This is a genomic window from Bacillota bacterium (assembly GCA_040754315.1).
In the GTDB taxonomy this organism is placed as follows: Bacteria; Bacillota; Sulfobacillia; order DUSP01; family JBFMCS01; genus JBFMCS01.
Window position 1 is genome coordinate 1 of the sequence record JBFMCS010000019.1, and the last position, 16,460, is coordinate 16,460.

Annotated in this window: 16 protein-coding genes; 13 read left to right on the top strand and 3 right to left on the bottom strand. The window is 56.9% G+C overall.

Features of this window, described 5'->3' with window-relative positions:
* A partial coding sequence (locus tag AB1576_04040) for an IS607 family transposase (protein ID MEW6080943.1) occupies positions 1 to 132 on the bottom strand: 132 nt, incomplete at its 3' end.
* Positions 133 to 214: 82 nt separating this feature from the next.
* Here AB1576_04040 and AB1576_04045 point away from each other — a divergent pair.
* The 5 genes from AB1576_04045 to AB1576_04065 all read left to right on the top strand — a co-directional run bounded on the left by AB1576_04045 (position 215) and on the right by AB1576_04065 (position 4,743).
* A complete protein-coding gene (locus AB1576_04045) occupies positions 215 to 547 on the top strand; it encodes a hypothetical protein (GenBank protein MEW6080944.1) in 333 nt (110 codons plus the stop codon).
* Positions 548 to 699: 152 nt separating this feature from the next.
* The gene (locus AB1576_04050) at positions 700 to 2,403 is read left to right on the top strand and encodes a glycosyl hydrolase (GenBank protein MEW6080945.1); all 1,704 of its coding nucleotides are present in this window, start codon (positions 700 to 702) and stop codon (positions 2,401 to 2,403) included.
* Between the two features lie 59 nt (positions 2,404 to 2,462).
* Positions 2,463 to 3,275 (top strand): carbon-nitrogen hydrolase family protein, encoded by an 813-nt coding sequence (locus AB1576_04055; GenBank protein MEW6080946.1) that lies wholly within the window; start codon positions 2,463 to 2,465, stop codon positions 3,273 to 3,275.
* Between the two features lie 383 nt (positions 3,276 to 3,658).
* The gene (locus AB1576_04060) at positions 3,659 to 3,874 is read left to right on the top strand and encodes a HepT-like ribonuclease domain-containing protein (protein MEW6080947.1); all 216 of its coding nucleotides are present in this window, start codon (positions 3,659 to 3,661) and stop codon (positions 3,872 to 3,874) included.
* A gap of 128 nt (positions 3,875 to 4,002) precedes the next feature.
* Positions 4,003 to 4,743, top strand: coding sequence for a helix-turn-helix domain-containing protein (locus AB1576_04065; protein ID MEW6080948.1), 741 nt, complete (start codon positions 4,003 to 4,005; stop codon positions 4,741 to 4,743).
* Here the strand turns inward: AB1576_04065 and AB1576_04070 are convergent.
* Complete coding sequence (locus tag AB1576_04070; protein ID MEW6080949.1) at positions 4,709 to 5,293, bottom strand: transposase; 585 nt, start codon at positions 5,291 to 5,293, stop codon at positions 4,709 to 4,711. The genes AB1576_04065 and AB1576_04070 overlap by 35 nt on opposite strands.
* A gap of 488 nt (positions 5,294 to 5,781) precedes the next feature.
* Between AB1576_04070 and AB1576_04075 the strand changes: the two genes are divergently transcribed.
* The 8 genes from AB1576_04075 to AB1576_04110 all read left to right on the top strand — a co-directional run bounded on the left by AB1576_04075 (position 5,782) and on the right by AB1576_04110 (position 14,180).
* Positions 5,782 to 7,023 (top strand): iron-containing alcohol dehydrogenase, encoded by a 1,242-nt coding sequence (locus AB1576_04075; protein MEW6080950.1) that lies wholly within the window; start codon positions 5,782 to 5,784, stop codon positions 7,021 to 7,023.
* 18 nt (positions 7,024 to 7,041) lie between these two features.
* A complete protein-coding gene (locus AB1576_04080) occupies positions 7,042 to 7,443 on the top strand; it encodes a 4Fe-4S dicluster domain-containing protein (GenBank protein MEW6080951.1) in 402 nt (133 codons plus the stop codon).
* A gap of 6 nt (positions 7,444 to 7,449) precedes the next feature.
* Entirely contained in the window at positions 7,450 to 9,291 is a 1,842-nt protein-coding gene (locus AB1576_04085) for an aldehyde ferredoxin oxidoreductase family protein (GenBank protein ID MEW6080952.1), read from the top strand.
* 20 nt (positions 9,292 to 9,311) lie between these two features.
* Positions 9,312 to 9,545: a MoaD/ThiS family protein gene (locus tag AB1576_04090; GenBank protein ID MEW6080953.1), complete on the top strand. Its 234-nt coding sequence runs from the start codon at positions 9,312 to 9,314 to the stop codon at positions 9,543 to 9,545.
* 407 nt (positions 9,546 to 9,952) lie between these two features.
* Entirely contained in the window at positions 9,953 to 10,984 is a 1,032-nt protein-coding gene (locus AB1576_04095) for a TRAP transporter substrate-binding protein (protein MEW6080954.1), read from the top strand.
* Positions 10,985 to 11,027: 43 nt separating this feature from the next.
* Positions 11,028 to 11,546 (top strand): TRAP transporter small permease subunit, encoded by a 519-nt coding sequence (locus AB1576_04100; protein ID MEW6080955.1) that lies wholly within the window; start codon positions 11,028 to 11,030, stop codon positions 11,544 to 11,546.
* A complete protein-coding gene (locus AB1576_04105) occupies positions 11,543 to 12,862 on the top strand; it encodes a TRAP transporter large permease subunit (protein MEW6080956.1) in 1,320 nt (439 codons plus the stop codon). The genes AB1576_04100 and AB1576_04105 overlap by 4 nt, the downstream gene beginning before the upstream one ends.
* A 649-nt stretch (positions 12,863 to 13,511) precedes the next feature.
* Positions 13,512 to 14,180 carry a response regulator gene (locus tag AB1576_04110; GenBank protein MEW6080957.1) on the top strand — a complete coding sequence of 223 codons (669 nt, stop codon included), beginning with the start codon at positions 13,512 to 13,514 and terminating at the stop codon, positions 14,178 to 14,180.
* Between the two features lie 93 nt (positions 14,181 to 14,273).
* Here AB1576_04110 and AB1576_04115 read toward each other — a convergent pair whose 3' ends face one another.
* Positions 14,274 to 15,701: a histidine kinase N-terminal domain-containing protein gene (locus AB1576_04115; protein MEW6080958.1), complete on the bottom strand. Its 1,428-nt coding sequence runs from the start codon at positions 15,699 to 15,701 to the stop codon at positions 14,274 to 14,276.
* Between the last annotated feature and the right edge of the window lie 759 nt (positions 15,702 to 16,460).

A 16,460-nucleotide genomic window follows, 5' to 3' on the forward strand; every position in this document is an offset into this window, starting at 1 on the left:
TTCCTTCACATCAACCAGGATCGTTCCCGTCGGCAGCCTGGTCGCTGGAACCGGTAGAATCCCTGCCTTGAACCAGCGCCAGGCCGTCTGGTATCGTACGCCGTTTTGCTTTGCCCATTCTGACAGCTTCATGGGATTACTATAACATAGAAAAGCATAAATCACTGCACTATCGCCAGCAGTTAACAACCCCTAAGAACAGCACTGGGGAGGATTGAGACTCAAGACACGAAAAGCCACTCCAACGAGGCAAAGGTTGACCGGCGAAACCCTCGTGGCGCTTCGATCCTTGAGGAGCAACCGGGGGAAGCGGGGGCGAACTCAGGGCAGGTATCAAGTACATCGCCCAGGCAGCGGGATGAAGGATCAGGCCATGGAGGGTCCGTTTCTCGATATCGGGTCTGGGGAACTCAGCCACATGGAGATGGTGGCCACAACAAGATACCTGCTGAATGGGCACAGCCCTGGCGCTGGAGAACCCGGAAAGTGGAACCTACCCCGCAGCCTCGACCTGGCCAATAGGGATGCCATGGTCACGGCCAACTAATCCATCCAACACGGACCCATTAGGCAGGAGTCTGAGGAGCCGTGACCTAATTGATCACTTGTGGAATAGGGCTCTTGAAACAGGTGAGGGGGGGGTAGACCCTGAGCATTCGCAGCGCTTTTGTCCTAGCCCTTATCCTAATGGGGGCTCTCTTGTACGCCATTGCCCCTCCAATCACGGTGGCGCCTGGTAGCGCGCTGGATGCCTCCTCACATGCTGGTGACGAGGCTCCGGGCGTTTCCTCCCCAGAACTGGATGTGCTTCCCACAGCAACTGAACCCCTGGTCTACCGGGAACCCCTGGTGTACCAGGACGGTGTGTTGTTGGAGCACGGTTACCCTGACTTCACGCGAGACATAAAGGTGGTGAGAAGGGAACCGGAAGTCCAGCGCTTCACCAACTACCCAGGGGGATACGTGGTAGGTCTTCCACCGGGAATGGAGCTGGACTTCAAGTACTCCCCGGCCTATGTCCGGGCACTTTGCGCAGAACTGGATATCAAGATCTCCAGGGAACGCTCCCCCTATGGGGACGTGGAGATGTATCTCAGGGACTATCCAAACCGCTTCACAGCCCGGGAGGACTTCAGCTCCCACCGGCAAGTCAACGGGATCGAGCTCATTGAAGACACCTGGCAGGTACTCAACGGGCACCGTGCCCGTATAATAGCCCTCCGCCGCACTCCTGCGGCCGGCAGCGAGGAGACGCAGAACGAGTACCTGCTCGCGTACGTGCTTGCCTCTCAGCGGGAGTTCTACTGTCTCTTCTTCAGGACGGAATCCCTGGAGGCCCAAAGGGCTGTCATCGAAGGTGTTCTCGGCTCCTTCACCCCGGTGGAGCCTCAAGGCTCCGCCCGGTTCAACCTGGATCTCCATCCAGTGCCAGGCAACTGGAACGCAGAGACCCGGGCATTCTATGACCAGATGGTGAGCGGCGAGGGCTTCTACTGGGGGGTCTTTTACCCCTGGGCCCTTACTGACCCGGAGGCCTACGAGAGAGTGACAGTAATGGAGCGGGCTCTCGGGTTCGAGTTTCCCATTCTCCTGCACTACCTCCACGCGGACCATCCCTTTCCCACCGGTGGCATGCAGCAGGCATTTGAACGGGGGCAGGTTGTCGAGCTGACCATGCAGACGGTGACCTTCGACAGCGAGAACGCCGGTCTCAGAAGCGCCCACTGGGCACTGCTTGACGGCGAGATGGACGATGTACTCAGGGAGTTCGCCCGGGATGCAAAGGCCTTTGGGCACCCCTTCCTCTTCCGTCTTAACAACGAAATGAATACCGACTGGACCCAGTACGGTGGCGTCAGAACCCTGCTGGACGTCGACGTGTACATAAAGGTCTGGCAGCGCATTTACCGTATCTTCAAGGAAGAAGGGGTGGACAATGCCATCTGGGTCTTCAACCCCAACGAGTGCAGCTACCCACCCATGAACTGGAACCACCACTCCTGTTACTACCCAGGGAATGAGTATGTGCATGTGATTGGCCTCACCGGGTATAACACCGGCGATTACTTCAAGGGGGTGACAGGGGAGCGGTGGAGGTCCTTTAGCCAGATCTATGAGCCCCTTGCCTTGCAGTACAGGGCGCTGTACAGCCAGTTCCCGTGGATAATCACGGAATTCGCCAGCAGCTCGGTGGGCGGTGACAAGGAACGGTGGATCCGGGAGATGTTTGCGGCCCTGCCCCGGTTTCCTGAGATACGGGCGGCTGTGTGGTGGTCGTACGCCGACTTCGATTACAGGCCAGGCCGGGAGGACATTGCTGCCAGGCGCTACTGGCTGGACGAGTCCGAATCATACCTTTCGGCATTCCGGGCCGGGCTAGCCGGCCAGGGGCTCATTGAGTAGGCTGTCTACCCCTGGTGCATTGACCGTTAGGGTAGAGGCAATAGATTGGAGGAGGGACCATGTCCAGGGTGAAGATCGGCGTTGCACAGATGGAATGCAGGCTGGGGGATTGGGAGAAAAACCTGCTAGTGGCCCGGGACCTTGCCGGGCGCTGCCTGAGCCTAGGGGCACGGCTCGTTGTTTTCCCGGAGATGTTCAATACAGGGTATGTTCTGGATGACAGGATCCCAGCCCTGGCCGAGGAGGCCTTTCCCGCCACCATTGAGTCCCTTTCGCGACTCTCAACCCAGCATGGGGTTTACGTTCTTGCCGGAATACCTATCCCGGGAACGCCCAAACCCATGAACGGCCTTGTGCTGGTTACTCCTGAGGGGAATGCAGCCTATGGGGGGAAGATGCACCTGTGCCATGTTGGAGGAGATGAGGGGGCGCAGATGTCTACTTCCAGCGAGGCCTTTTGTTTTGACGCGGGCGGGGCGCGGATGGGTGCGTGCGTGTGCTATGATGTTGCCTTTCCCGAGGTCGTGAGGGTACTCGCGCTGGAGCGGGCGAAGGTGGTGCTGGTGCCAGCGGCGTGGAATCTGTCGCCCAGGGCCTACGTCTACGACATCTGCACGAGATCCAGGGCGGTGGAAAACGGGCTGTGGGTGGTCACGGCCAATCAAACCGGAGGCCCCCGTGACAGCGCCTTCTTCGGGCGTAGTCGCTTCGTCAATCCCAAGGGGGAAGTCACCGGTGAGATGGGTGGTGAAGAAGGCGTCATGGTGCAGGAAGTGGATGCGGGCCTGTACGACACCATGGTTACCGCAGGTTCAGCCTATCCCTTCCTTGAGGATCGTGTGCCTGGCTGCTATGGCAGGCTCGTGGAGTAATTGCATGGCTTTCGGTTTTACCTCAAAATGACGTGGAGGTAGCGGGCCTACACCGAAAAGTCAGCCACCAAGAACTGCCTGCAACGCCATGCATTGAAACCAGTTGGGGCTGGAACTGCTATTGATTTGCAGCAGTCTACCTGCTGGTGAGGCGGAGATACCTAAACCCGAAGGGTCTTACGGTGGCCCCTATCCTTTTCCCGGGAGGAATGCGGACCCGTGGTGATGGGTCCAGCCGAAGGTGTGGTCTTGCACAGAAGGTAACGCCATATCCCACCTTGAGAAGGATAAGAGATGACTTCTAGGGAAGGCTGAAGGAGGAAGCCTTCAGGAGTGACTGAGCACAACAGGGTGCCAGGGAAACAACAACACACAACACCGGATTGATTGAAGAGAACCTGCAGACACTTGCCTCCTTGGGGGAGGTGAGTGAAGACTCCTTCCTAAGGAGTTTCAGAGAATACGATGCAGCAAGGTATAACCTGCAGGCCACCATCGAGGCCATGCTGGATATCTGTAACCACGTCATATCCCGGATGACCCTGGGAATGTCAACGGTCATGCAATTCACCCACCTGAGGGGAAATTCCGTCAAGTAATTCACACATCCCAGAGTCAGGTAATTCACCCACCCTTAGTGTCAAGGAATTCACCCACATAAGGGGTCGTGGAGCGCAGCGGAGAATACAGCCATTCTGGTGATAAGAGAGAAGAAGGAGGCACCGGAATGGCACGGAGGGATTTCGCTGTGCGCGTTCTCATTGAGATCTACCTTCACTGGCAAGCGGGGAGTTCAATTCGGAGAATAGCATCGAGTTTGGGGACAGACAGAAATACGGTCAGGAAATACGTTCGGAGAGCGGAAGAAGCCGGAATCACCCGAGACACACCCGTATCTGAGGCAGATTGGGTTCGGTTCATACGGGAGGCTTTTCCGTTTACTCATGACCCTTTCGCACGGTGCGTGAGCTTTGAGGGTCTCGAGCCGTACAAGGAGCATATCCGGGAAGCTTTAAAGGAGAACAAAGCCAGTACTGTATGGCAAAGGCTCAAGGACGAAGCAGGTATTGGCGTAAGTGAGAGCACCTTCAGGCGATACACAAAGGCAGCGATGCCGGAGGTGCTATTGGTTTCACGTCCCACCGTATGGCGGCCCGAAGTTGCCCCTGGTGAAGAAGCCCAGATAGATTTCGGTTACCTTGGTCTTTGGGAGGATCCACCTGGAGTCAGGAAGAAAGCATGGGGCTTCATCATGGTGCTCTCCTTCAGCCGCCACATGTTTGTTCGAGTCGTCACGCGGATGGATAACCGGAATTGGCTCATGTGTCACGTGATAGGCTTTGAGTTTTTTGGAGGACGTCCCCAAAGGCTTGTCCTGGAATATGTTCCGCGGAACATATTCGACCACCATTTTCCCAGGAGGTTTTTTGCTGTCAAAAGTCATTCAAAAGTCTACAGGAATGCTTGATCACCTTCTTCCACGTACTGCCGTCCTGGGACTTACCCTGGCAGGTTTTCTTGCCGAAATCGGCGTCCGTATCACGCCTCCTGTCTCCAGACTCTTCCCGCTTCCCGGGCATGGCATGGGACGGAATGGCTTTGCCGTCTACCGCAAGGCGAGTCCCTAAATCCGGAAGCAAGCCCCTTAATTCCTCTATCACCCGGTCGAAGATGCCCTGGACCATCTTCTCCTTCTTGAGCACCTTCCCAAGAAACCGGCTATATACCCATGAAGGTGGCACATCCTGTAGACCACATACGTATCTGATCCGGGCATTCCGCCCAAGTTCCCGCCTTAGGCTTTCGATGGATGGATGCCCAAACACCACACCCGCCAGGATCGAGTTCCACACCCCGCGTATTGGGTAATCGTCCCTGCCGTTTCCCCTCTCGGACTCCAATTCTCTCATCAATTCCCCATCGGGCATGTGCTCCACTACCAGCCTAAGCCGCTCCAGGTCCCCAAGTTCCTCAATCTCCTCCCACCCAAACAGCCGCCCCTGTGGTATAATTGCCATGGGTGATCCTACATCCTGTCAGGGGTTTTGTGCGTCAAACATCACTTCGACAACGAGGGCAGGATTACCTGGTTCTTTCTTGGGGTCGATTTCCGAAAACCCTCCCTATCTACGACCAAAAACCCCACGTATGCACTATCCCGTGGGGTAAACCTTTTCTTCCCTCAACTATCATCCATGCTCAGCCTGCCGATTTTCTGGAACGCAAATGGCTCAGAGGACTTTGAGGATTTCGTTAAAGCCATAACCCGCTTGTTGGAGAAGGAGACGGGCAAGGCTCCACTGGTTTGAACTCCGCCAGGAGGCCCGCAGGTAATACCACAAGATTTAGGAATTTCCCCCTGCCAAGAAGGAGAAACCTCCATGGTGTAGAATAATCAGCAAGTAAGGAACAACGCCGTTCCCCTGGCAACGAAGCCTGTTGAGCCGACGACTGTCGGCCAGCAGGCTGTATTCTTTCTCAGTACCCAAAAAAGGAGGAGTTCGTAGTGTCCACCTCAAGTTTCGGAAGGCCGGGGCAGCAGTTCGCGTGGGATAACCCGCCAAGGGTACTATTCGGACCCGGCTCACTGGAGCACGTCGGAGACGAGGTTAAGGCGCTGGGGCAAGAGTCCAAGAATGTGCTGGTCATCACTGACAAGTTCCTCGAGAGTTCGGGGGTGATATCCAGGGTCACTGACCAGATGTCAAAGAGCGGCCTGGACGCTACGGTGGTTGCCACCGAAGCCACAGAGCCGGACATGGAGAGCATGAGGCATGTTGCCTCAAGGGCCCGGGAGAAAGACTTCAGTGTGGTCCTGGGTGTAGGCGGAGGCAGCTCCATGGATAGGGCCAAGGTTGCCGCCCTGATGGCCACCAATCCGGGTGACGTCAAGGAGTACTCCGCTCCCGCCGACACTGACGGGATGGTTCGTTCTCATGCCCTCCCTAAGGTGCTCGTTCCCACCACCTCGGGAACAGGAAGTGAGGTCTCCAACACCGCAGTACTGAGCGAAGCCGGCATCAAGACCTGGATTACCAGTTCCCAGCAGCTGGCCGCAGTAGCCATAGTGGACCCGGTGCTGACCCTTACCGTCCCGCCCTACGTCACGGCTGGCACAGGGATGGACGCCCTGAGCCACTGCGCTGAGGCAGTGATGTCCATGCAGTCAAACCCCCTGTCGGATTCCATGGGCCTGGAGGGGATCCGCCTTGTAGGGAAGAGCCTGCGCAAGGCCTACTATTGGGGTGAGGACCTGGAGGCCAGGACCGACCTGTCGTTCGCAGCGATGCTGGGCGGGTGGGTGATAGGTTTCCCCTGGGTCGGAGGGCCAGCGCTTCTAGGGCACTGCGTATCTGAAGGCATATCGGCAAGGTACTCCATCCCCCACGGGGTTGCTTGTGGGGTGGCCCTTCCCTACGTAATGCAGTTCTGCATGGCGAACCCGTACTGCGAAGGAAAACTTGCCTCGATTGCCACTGTCCTGGGGAAGGACATAAGCGGCCTGTCCCAGCGAGACGCTGCCAAGGCCGGTATCAAGGCTGTATTCGAGTTGATGGAGGACGTGAGCCTGCCGCTGTGCCTGAAGGATGCGGGCGTACCGGAAAGCGACCTGGACGAAGTCGCGGACTACCTGGTCAATGAGAGACAGTTCATGTATGACCTGGCAAGCTACAACCCCGTGAGGCTTACCACCGAAAACACCCGGAAGTTCATGCGTGACATGTACAACGGCAACACGACGGTCTGACCAGGAGGGATTAAAGGTATGAACCGGTTGGATTGTGATCCTAGTCTGTGTACAGACTGCCGCACCTGTCAACTGGCATGTGCCTTCGAGAAGGTGGGTACCTTCAACCCCCGGAAAGGCGTGTTGAGGATCGCTGTGGAGAAGGACGGCGTGTGGGCAAGGCCATGGGTCTGCCTCCAGTGCAGGAACCCGGTATGTGCCAAGGTGTGTCCCTCCGAGGCCATTGCCCGGGATGAGGAGACCGGCGTAGTGAAGATAAGCGCGGACGACTGCACCGGGTGCGGCGAGTGTGCCAAAGCGTGTCCTCAAGGCGTGATCGTCATGGACGGTGACATTGCGCGGAAGTGTGACCTTTGCGGGGGAAGTCCATCTTGCGTGGAGTGGTGTCCTACCGGGGCGCTCTCTTACGGTGGGAGGTGAACAGCCATGTCCTATGCGGGGAAAATCCTGCAGATTGACCTGACTAGCAGGAGGCACTCCTTCGTCCCACTGCCTCAATGGGCAAAGGAGAGTCTCATCGGAGGCAAGGGCCTTGGAGCGAAGATGCTCCTTGAGAGTTTCAAGGACAAGGCATTTGGGCCATATGACCCGGAAGCCCCGTTGATGTATGTCTCAGGCCCACTCACGGGTACGATGGCGCCTTCGATGAGGGGATGCGTTGTATGCAAGTCTCCTCTGACAGACATGTTCAATGACTCATACTTCGGAGGTCATTTTGCCCAAGAAATGAAGTACGCCGGGTACGACGCCATAGTCATTACCGGGCAGGCCCAGGAACCTTCGTACATCGTCATAGACGATGAGAGCGTGGAGATACGGCCTGCCCGAGAAATGTGGGGCCTGGACACGTACGAAACCTACGCGTGGCTTCGCAAGAACCTCGGTGACGATGGCTTCAGGATCTCGTGCATAGGCCCTGCAGGGGAGAACCTGGTGAGGTACGCCGTGGTGGATTGCGACCCCCACAGGCAGGCCGGTAGGTGCGGCGCCGGGGCGGTCATGGGTTCAAAGAAGCTGAAGGCCGTGATCATCAGGGGCACAGGTGGCCCTCGGGTAGCTGACCCCCGTGGTTTCATCGAGGCTGTGCGGGAGGCAACGAAGGAGATCGCGGATTCCACCTCAAGCCTGGCACTGGCCAATTCGAGCAGCCTCTCGCTCCTGGACTTCTCCAACACCTACGGGTTCTTCCCAACCAGGAACTTCTCCGACGGGTGGTACGAGAAGGCTGACCCCATCAACGTGGATGGCCAGTCCAAGCTCTGGGTCCGGCACGTAGGGTGTGCCGGGTGTCCCATTCACTGCAGCAAGATGGTGTACCTGTCCAGCGGGCAGGTATGCGACAACGTGGAGTATGAGACCACTGGCCTTCTCGGCGGGAACCTCGACATAGCGGACCCGTGTGACCTGGCAGAGTTCAACGAGCTGGCCGACCGCATGGGGCTAGACACAATTAGCCTTGGTGCGGTCCTCGGCTTTGCCGCGGAGGCCTTCAAGGAAGGACTCCTGAAGAGCGATGAGTGGAGAGAAGGGGGCATTGCCTTCGGCAACTCGGGCGGTCTCATGGCTCTATCGAAGGACATAGCCTACAGGCGTGGCACCGGCGACCTGCTCGCCGAGGGACTCGAACGGGTAACCGGTGAGTTGGGACCGAAGAGCCGGGAACTTGGGTGCTTCATCCAGGGCCTCGAGACGCCGGCCTGGGGCCCGAGGGGCTCAGCTGGGATGGGGCTTGCCTACCTCAGCGGCGACCGGGGTGGCTGCCACCAGCGGGCCTTCCCCATCGGCTATGAGACAGAGGGAACATGGCTCGACAAGCCCGTTGAGGACGGTCGCAGCACGCAGGGCAAGGCCGAGATCGTGGCATGGGAGCAGAACCTCCTGGCAGGCCTTTACTCCCTCGTTGCCTGCGAGTTTGGGAGGTCCGGGATCTCCACGGGATCCTACATCAGGATGCTCAACGCGGCCACGGGCCTCTCCTATGATGAGAAGGCCTTCTTCGAGACAGGGGAGAGGATCTGGAACCTGATCAGGTGCTTCAACCTGTCTCAGGGGTGGACCCAGGAGAGCAAGGCCAAGATGCCACCACGCTTCCGCCAGCCCCTGCCCAACGGGATGATGAAGGGCCACGCCTTTGACGAACAGACTGAAGCCTTCCTCCTGAAGGAGTACAATTCCGTCCGGGGATGGAGTGCCAGCGGTGAGCCCCTTCCCGGAACCAAGGCAAGACTGAAAGTCAACGATCTACTGGGCAAGACGATGTTACGGTAGGCCTACGGAGGAAACCCCATATGCCAATTGTGAGAGTCTGGACAGCCGGCGGATTGACTCCATGCAAGCACACGGGTAAGGATGAGGTGGTACTTGAACCGAAATCCACTCTGCGAGACTTGTTCAAGGTCTTGGGCTTGTCACCCGGACCCGGAGTGGTGGTTCTAGTGGATGGAAGACGCATTGAACTCGATGACCTTCTTCCGGACGGCTGTGAGGTTACAGTCTTCCCGCACGTTGCGGGGGGAGCCTAGGACGACTGGAGCACCTCTAAAGGTGTTGCCAGGGCTAGAGACAGGTTCACTGGAAGGCATGCGGGCGGGCCAGGTGGAACAAGAAGGGGAAGACCAGTGATGCCATGGCCCGCCGCATGCCCGGTAGCGGCGGCTGGAACAGACGGCCCTGGATGATGATACCGGAATCACGGCAATAGGAAGCCAAGATGGCTAGGATGCCTTTGCCTGGGGGCAATGGTGCAAGTCTCAGGCGTTCCCTGGAACCAGCTTTTCGGCTACGCCAGGGCTTGGGGGGGACATCTGGAAAGACATTGCCAGAACATTCCCATAAAATCAAGGGGGGTTGAAGCTGGATGAGCCGGAAAAACAGAGGGTTCCTCGTCATTAGCAGGTATGTGATGGTGGTGATGTTGATCACGGTCATGATGGTATTGAGCGGTTGTTCGCAGGGAGCATCCGCTCCGCCGGAGAATTCCTCCGGCAGCAGTATTTCAGCTCCGAAGGGCGAGCCCATCAGGTGGAGACTCCAGTCCTATGCAGGTTCTGCCCTGAACGAGCACGTTGTGCTGAACGCCATCAAGGAGTTCAATGAAGCGGCAAACGGAGAGATGATCATTGAGGTGTACGCCGCTGACCAGCTGGTCCCTCAGTCGGAGATCTTCCGGGCACTGAAGGATGGGACCATCAACATGGCGGTCAGTGACGATGACTCAATGGCCTCCCCCGTGGATGTCTCCATCTTTGCCGCCTACTTCCCGCTGGCCGCGCGCACCGGGCTGGATGTGAACGTCCTGTGGAACTGGTATGGACTGAATGAGATCTGGGAAGAGGCCTACGGTGAGATAGATGGCGTGACTTGGATAAGCCAGGGTAGCTGGGACCCCTGCAACATCGCTTCCGTCAAGCCCATTAACAGGCTGGAGGATCTTAAGGGCCTCAGGTTGTACATGTTCCCCACTGGCGGCAAGTTCATGCAGCGCTTCGGCGTTGTACCGGTGACCATCCCCTACGAAGACGTGCAAATGGCTATCCAGACCGGGCAGCTGGACGGTGTTGCCTGGTCTGGCATCACTGAGGACTACACCGTGGGATGGGCCGATGTCTGCAAGTACTATCTCACCAATCCCATCTCAGGAGGTTGGTCTGGCGGCTGGTTTGCCAACACGAAGGCCTGGGAGGCCCTGCCGGACCACCTGAAGACCATGTTGAGACTGGCAATAGACAAGTCTCACTACTACAGGCTCCACTGGTACTGGTGGGGAGAGGCTCACTACCGCGTGAAGGGTGACAAGTTGCAGCTCACAACTATCCCGGCAGACGAATGGGCCATCGTGGAACAGGAGGCACTCAAGTTCTGGGACGAGATTGCTGCTCAGAGCCCCAGGTGCGCCGAGGTTGTGGAGATCCTGAAGGAGTACGCTGACATCTTGGAGAAGGCCGGTCCTCCCTACAAGTAAGGACCACAGGGTTCAGGATTATGCGCTTGGTGGTGGATAAACGTTGTTAGAGAGACAGATGAGAGCGTACGTACGCTTCACGGACAGGCTGACCGAGGTAGTTGGCGGTTTCGCCAAGTACCTGATCTTCCTGCTCATGGGGATCTTGATTTACGAGGTATTCTCGCGAACCATCTTCAACAAGCCTCACATCTGGCAAGTCGAGATGTCCGCGTTCACCATGACGGCCTACTACATGCTTGGCGGCGCCTACACCCTTATTCGCGAAGGGCACGTGAGGATGGACCTTTTCCACTACAAGTGGTCGGCCAGGGGAAAGGCCGCTGCTGATGTGATCACCTTTCCCATAATCATGGTGTACATGGCCATCTACCTTTATGGCAGCATCACGTCCCTGCAGTATGCCATGGAGTACCGCCAGGTAACGTACTCGTCATGGGGACCGCCCCTGGCGCCCATCAAAGTCATTATGCTCATCGGGATCGCCTTGATGACCATGCAAATGCTTTCGGAGTTCTTCAAGAACCTCTTGAGGATGAGAGGGAGGGAGACCACTAGATGAACTACGAGATGATAGCCATTCTGATGTTCCTTTCCATGCTCACCCTCCTTCTTACGGGCCGCCACATATTTGCGGTTATCGGCTTTGTGGCGGCCCTCTTCGCCCTTTTCCTGTGGGGCGAAGGGTCCTTAGAACTTGCCTACCACGGAAGCTTCAAGCTGCTGAACTGGTACGCGCTGGTAAGCCTCCCGATGTTCATCTACATGGGCTACATGTTCTCAAAGTCAGGAATAGCGGATGACCTCTACCAGATGATGTATGTCTGGTTTGGCCCGGTCAAGGGCGGCTTGGCCATAGGCACTGTGATCCTGATGTCGATCATCGCAGCCATGAACGGCCTGAGCGTGGCCGGTATGGCCATTGGAAGCACCCTGGCTTTGCCGGAAATGCTCAAGCGCGACTATGACAAGATTATGGTTACAGGGGTTATCCAGGCGGGCAGTTCACTGGGCATCATGATACCACCCAGCGTGGTCCTGGTTCTTTACGCGATGATAGCGCGGCAGCCGGTTGGGCGGTTGTGGATGGCGGGCATCTTGCCTGGCCTGCTCCTGGCGGGCCTGTTCATTCTCTACATCTACATAAGGTGCCTGTTCCAGCCGCACCTGGGGCCTGCGGCGACGCTGGAGGAGCGGCAAATCCCCCTGGCGAAGAAGCTGGCACTGCTCAGTGCCGGAGTGATCCCCCTGATCATCATCTTCACCATGACGGGACTGTTTCTAATGGGGATCACCAGCATGGTAGAGTGCTCAGCGGTGGGTGCTCTCGCAGTGACGGTGGTTGCCCTTGCCAAGCGAAGGCTCGACTGGAAGGGAATGATGGAGGTACTTCACGAAACCCTGAATGTGAGCTGCATGTTCATGTGGGTCATCTCCGCGGCCCTGGCCTTCAGTTCTGTGTTCGATGGTCTTGGTGCAGTGAAGGCTCTGGAGAACGTGTTTCTCAACTATAACTTGAGCCCCTGGGCGGTAATGGGGGTGATGCAGATATCCTACCTTCTAATGGGCACATTCCTGGACGACACCGCCATGCTGATCATCGTTGCCCCGCTCTACGTTCCGCTTGTAATCAAGCTGGGCTTTGACCCAATCTGGTACGGGGTTCTGTACACTATTACCTGCCAGGTTGCCTACTTGACACCGCCCTTCGGGTACAACCTGTTTCTCATGAGGGCCATGGCCCCCAAGGAGATAACGCTGGCGGACATCTACCGTTCGGTGGTTCCCTTTGTGCTGATCATGTGCCTTGGGTTGTTGATCGTCATGGCGTTTCCGCAGATCGCATTGTGGATCCCTGACATGTACTTCTCGAGATAGGCTGGTATGGCCTAGTCACATCAATCCGGACAGGTCTACACTGTAGGAGGGTGACCAGGCAGTATTTGCCGAGAGCCGAGGAAAGGAGGTGTGCTAGCCCCGGTGCTGGCGGTACCAGTGTGCGAGGACGTTTCGCTCAGTAGTGTCCCTCGTCTTGCGAGATGGCACCTGAGGGGAGCCCATAGGCGAGAGGCAAAGGTTCGGAGTAGGTCAACCTAGTACATGCGCCAGTGTTAACGGGTAAGGCGAGGGGGCGCCCATTATCTTTAGCGGCTGAGTCGTAGGATATGGGCCGCAGGCCAATGAGGCGCTTCCCGGGGCCTTCCCGCGAATCTAGGGAGGTAGCGGAGCCCGCCTGACTTTGCGTGATGGCGGCCGGCCATGATCTATCTCTTAGTCTCGGACAGAATCAACGTTTCCACGGTCTGGTATTCCGCTCTACCAGAGAACGGGCAGCATGGTCTTAACCCACTCACGGGATGAACTAGTGGGCAGATGCGGAGGGAGCATGGGGGGAAGTAGACGGTTTCGAGCACATATGCACTAACATTTGGCCGTGAGATCTGCAGGAATTCTCCCACAATTGCCGAACTTCTGTGTGTGTACCTTCTCTCAGGGCCAAACTGCGGAGTTCCTGGCAAAAAGCGGCATGGGGGTGCAGTGCGTGAATGCTCCAAGGAATTGCTTGTCCGCGGTAATAGCGGATGACGACCCTCTGATTAGGCTAGACCTGCGAGAGGTATTGAATGATGTTGGAGTATACGTGTGTGGGGAAGCAGCTGATGGTGTGACGGCCATGGTGATGGTAGAGACAACAAGACCTGATGTGGCCATTCTTGATGTGAAACTACCCCGCCTTGATGGCCTCGAAACCGCATTTGAGATCTTGCAGAGGAGACTCAGTGCGGTGGTGCTCCTCACCGCATATTCTGACCAGGTTATGGTGGAACAGGCATTGCTCTGCGGGGTGCAGGCCTACTTGGTCAAGCCCATCAAGCCTGATGGTCTTCTTCCTGCGATAAAGGTGGCGGTATCCAACTTCCGGAAGATGTGTGCCCTCGAGGAAAAGGTGAACAGCATCGCCACCAAACTCGAGGCAAGGAAGCTGGTGGAGAAGGCGAAAGGGCTTGTGATGAAGCACACGGGCTGTTCCGAGGAAGAAGCCATGAAGGTGCTGCAGCGATCGAGCATGAACGCCAGGAAGAGCATGACAGAAATCGCAGAATCGGTGATTGCCTCCTATAGCCTGCTAAGTCGTGAGGTTTCTTCTCGGGATCCGGTAAGGGAGCCGGCAGGCGATCTGTTCCTTGGCCGCTAGTCGCTTCATCACCCCGGCGGGCCTCATGTTCCTTGACAGCCCGCCCATTCAGGACAAGGCGGGACTCCGCCGCCACCCCCACATGGTGAAGGTCTAGGCAAAACTGCTCATGGGAAACTCGAGCTCCGCGACTGCCCCTCCATCATTCAGAAGGCGGATACTGCCGCCGAATACCTCTCTTACAAGCACGTTCACTATCTGAAGCCCCGTACCCTGTACTTCGCCGGTCAACACCCTTCCTCCAAATCCTGAACCGTTATCCGAAATGCGGATGCGATAGTGGGAGTCTGACTTCTCCAACTTGATTAGCACCCTTAACATGCTGGTGTCTGCTGCATGCTTGAAACAATTCTGCACGATCTCATGCAGGATCAAGGCGACAGGAGTTACCTTCTCCGGGGATATCTTCATCTCAACCCCTGAGACAGATATGTCAGCCCTGCCGCCAAACTGGTACTGGTCCTGGATGTTGCGAATGATCCGGTTAACGACCTCCTCTATGTTGGTTAGCTGGGTTGTGGTTGCCCCCATAGATATCTCATGGAAGGTGGCGATGGTATTGATGAGGCTTATGGCCTCGAGGTATGCCCTCCGCCCTTCCTCTGATGAACAATTGCGTTGCCTCATGCGCAAGAGGGCACCCAGCGTGTGGAGGTCGTTCTTGACCTTGTGGTGCACCTGGCGGATGGTAAGCGTCTTTGCCAGGAGCTCCTTTTCCTTCCTCTTGATGTCAGTAACATCCCTCATCACCAGGAATGCACCTACCAAGTGTTCCCTGTCAAAGAGAGGTACCACCTGGACCAGGAGTGTCTTGTTCTGCATCTGGACCTCTCTCTCCAGCTGCACAGCCCTGCCAAGACCGTCCTGCTCCGCAAAACCCCTACCGAGAATGATCTCGATGTTCCGGCCTTCAGGGACGGGCACATCATACAGTTCTGAGAAGAGGCGGCTTGCCGATGCATTCACATAGGTTATGGTACCGGAAGCGTCCACGGCCACTAGTCCGTCCAAGAGGATGTCAGGCAGTCCACCGTTCTGAAGGGCCACCTGGAGAAGGCTCTCAGTGAGTATGTGAGTTCGGTTTTCCAAGAGTTCCACCCGGGCTCTCTGCTGGATGTGCTCTGTGACGTTCTGCTCCATGATGAGACATCCAACGGTGACACCGGAGGCGTTCTTGATGGGGATGGCGCTCTGGCTGACACACACCCCTTCCTGGCTGACCCCCCTGGTGCTGTGGGTGGGGATCCCATACTCCAGTGTTCGGAGAACGCCAGGCTCCTTATCACGAAAGGCAAGCTGTCCCAAGACTGAAGACCGGTACTGGGAGTCTCCCGTTGTTGGCTTGCCGTGGGCCACTACCACTGCTGAGGACGAATCGCGGGTGAGGCAGTCGATGAATATGTCTGACCGGGTCAAATCCGCTATCAACTGGACGTGCAGTTCCACCGACTCGAGGACTGCTATGTCGTCGGAAGACAGTTTGCTGTGAGACCGGCATATCTGTCTTAATCCACTACCCATGTCTGATCACTTCATTCCTTTTTGTAAAGGATTGTCTATTGATTCTTCAGTGGAGGAGCCATTCCCTTCAGGACAGGTTACCATACGTGGCCTCCAAACCCCCATCAGTCTCTAGATACCCTCTTGCCAATTCTCTTAGGACTAGTTGATGACCCACAGGAAACTCGATTTGGCCTACGCCAAGTGGCATGGTACCACCCTGACGTTCTTGCGCCCGTTGGCATCACTGTCATTGGTGAAAGAAGTATCGTGAGCCAGCGAAGATTGCCCCCGGCCCTCCGGCGTATTCTCCCAGAATCGGCTTCGCTCCCGCCCGTACTTGCTTTCTTGGGTAGCCCGGTGGGTTCGCCTCCGCACGCAGCGCCGGAGATTTCGAAACCAGGACTGGCGCTTATGCGCTCTTTGCTTCTGTGGCTGACGCTTCAAAGTCGGCCAGCACATTAATGCCGCAAAGGAACCAGTACGTGAACGAGGCGAGGCTTACAAGACGGCATCTTTGTATCGGCCACGCAAGAGGGTTTGAGCGGTGGCGCCCAGGGCGAAAGACGAGCAAGGCTAGAGGAGATACACGGAAACTTCATTCCGAAACTGCCGTCGCGGCTTCTGGAAGGAATCTGTTCTAACCCGCAGAAACCATTCCAAAAACCGTTAATGGAAGAAACAGACTCCCCATCCCCACCACTCTGCCCACTGCACCGTAAGTTGCCGTAATCCGCAGTTAGGTTCAGCTGACTAAATAATTCCGGCATCACGAGAGAT

Bases quoted from the DNA above. Each gene is read 5' to 3' on its own strand.
- AB1576_04065 (MEW6080948.1), top strand. From the start codon at position 4,003: ATGGCACGGAGGGATTTCGCTGTGCGCGTTCTCATTGAGATCTACCTT.
- AB1576_04090 (MEW6080953.1), top strand. From the start codon at position 9,312: ATGCCAATTGTGAGAGTCTGGACAGCCGGCGGATTGACTCCATGCAAG.
- AB1576_04115 (MEW6080958.1), bottom strand. From the start codon at position 15,701: ATGGGTAGTGGATTAAGACAGATATGCCGGTCTCACAGCAAACTGTCT.
- AB1576_04110 (MEW6080957.1), top strand. From the start codon at position 13,512: ATGGGGGTGCAGTGCGTGAATGCTCCAAGGAATTGCTTGTCCGCGGTA.
- AB1576_04095 (MEW6080954.1), top strand. From the start codon at position 9,953: ATGGTATTGAGCGGTTGTTCGCAGGGAGCATCCGCTCCGCCGGAGAAT.
- AB1576_04085 (MEW6080952.1), top strand. From the start codon at position 7,450: ATGTCCTATGCGGGGAAAATCCTGCAGATTGACCTGACTAGCAGGAGG.
- AB1576_04080 (MEW6080951.1), top strand. From the start codon at position 7,042: ATGAACCGGTTGGATTGTGATCCTAGTCTGTGTACAGACTGCCGCACC.
- AB1576_04055 (MEW6080946.1), top strand. From the start codon at position 2,463: ATGTCCAGGGTGAAGATCGGCGTTGCACAGATGGAATGCAGGCTGGGG.
- AB1576_04070 (MEW6080949.1), bottom strand. From the start codon at position 5,293: ATGGCAATTATACCACAGGGGCGGCTGTTTGGGTGGGAGGAGATTGAG.
- AB1576_04105 (MEW6080956.1), top strand. From the start codon at position 11,543: ATGAACTACGAGATGATAGCCATTCTGATGTTCCTTTCCATGCTCACC.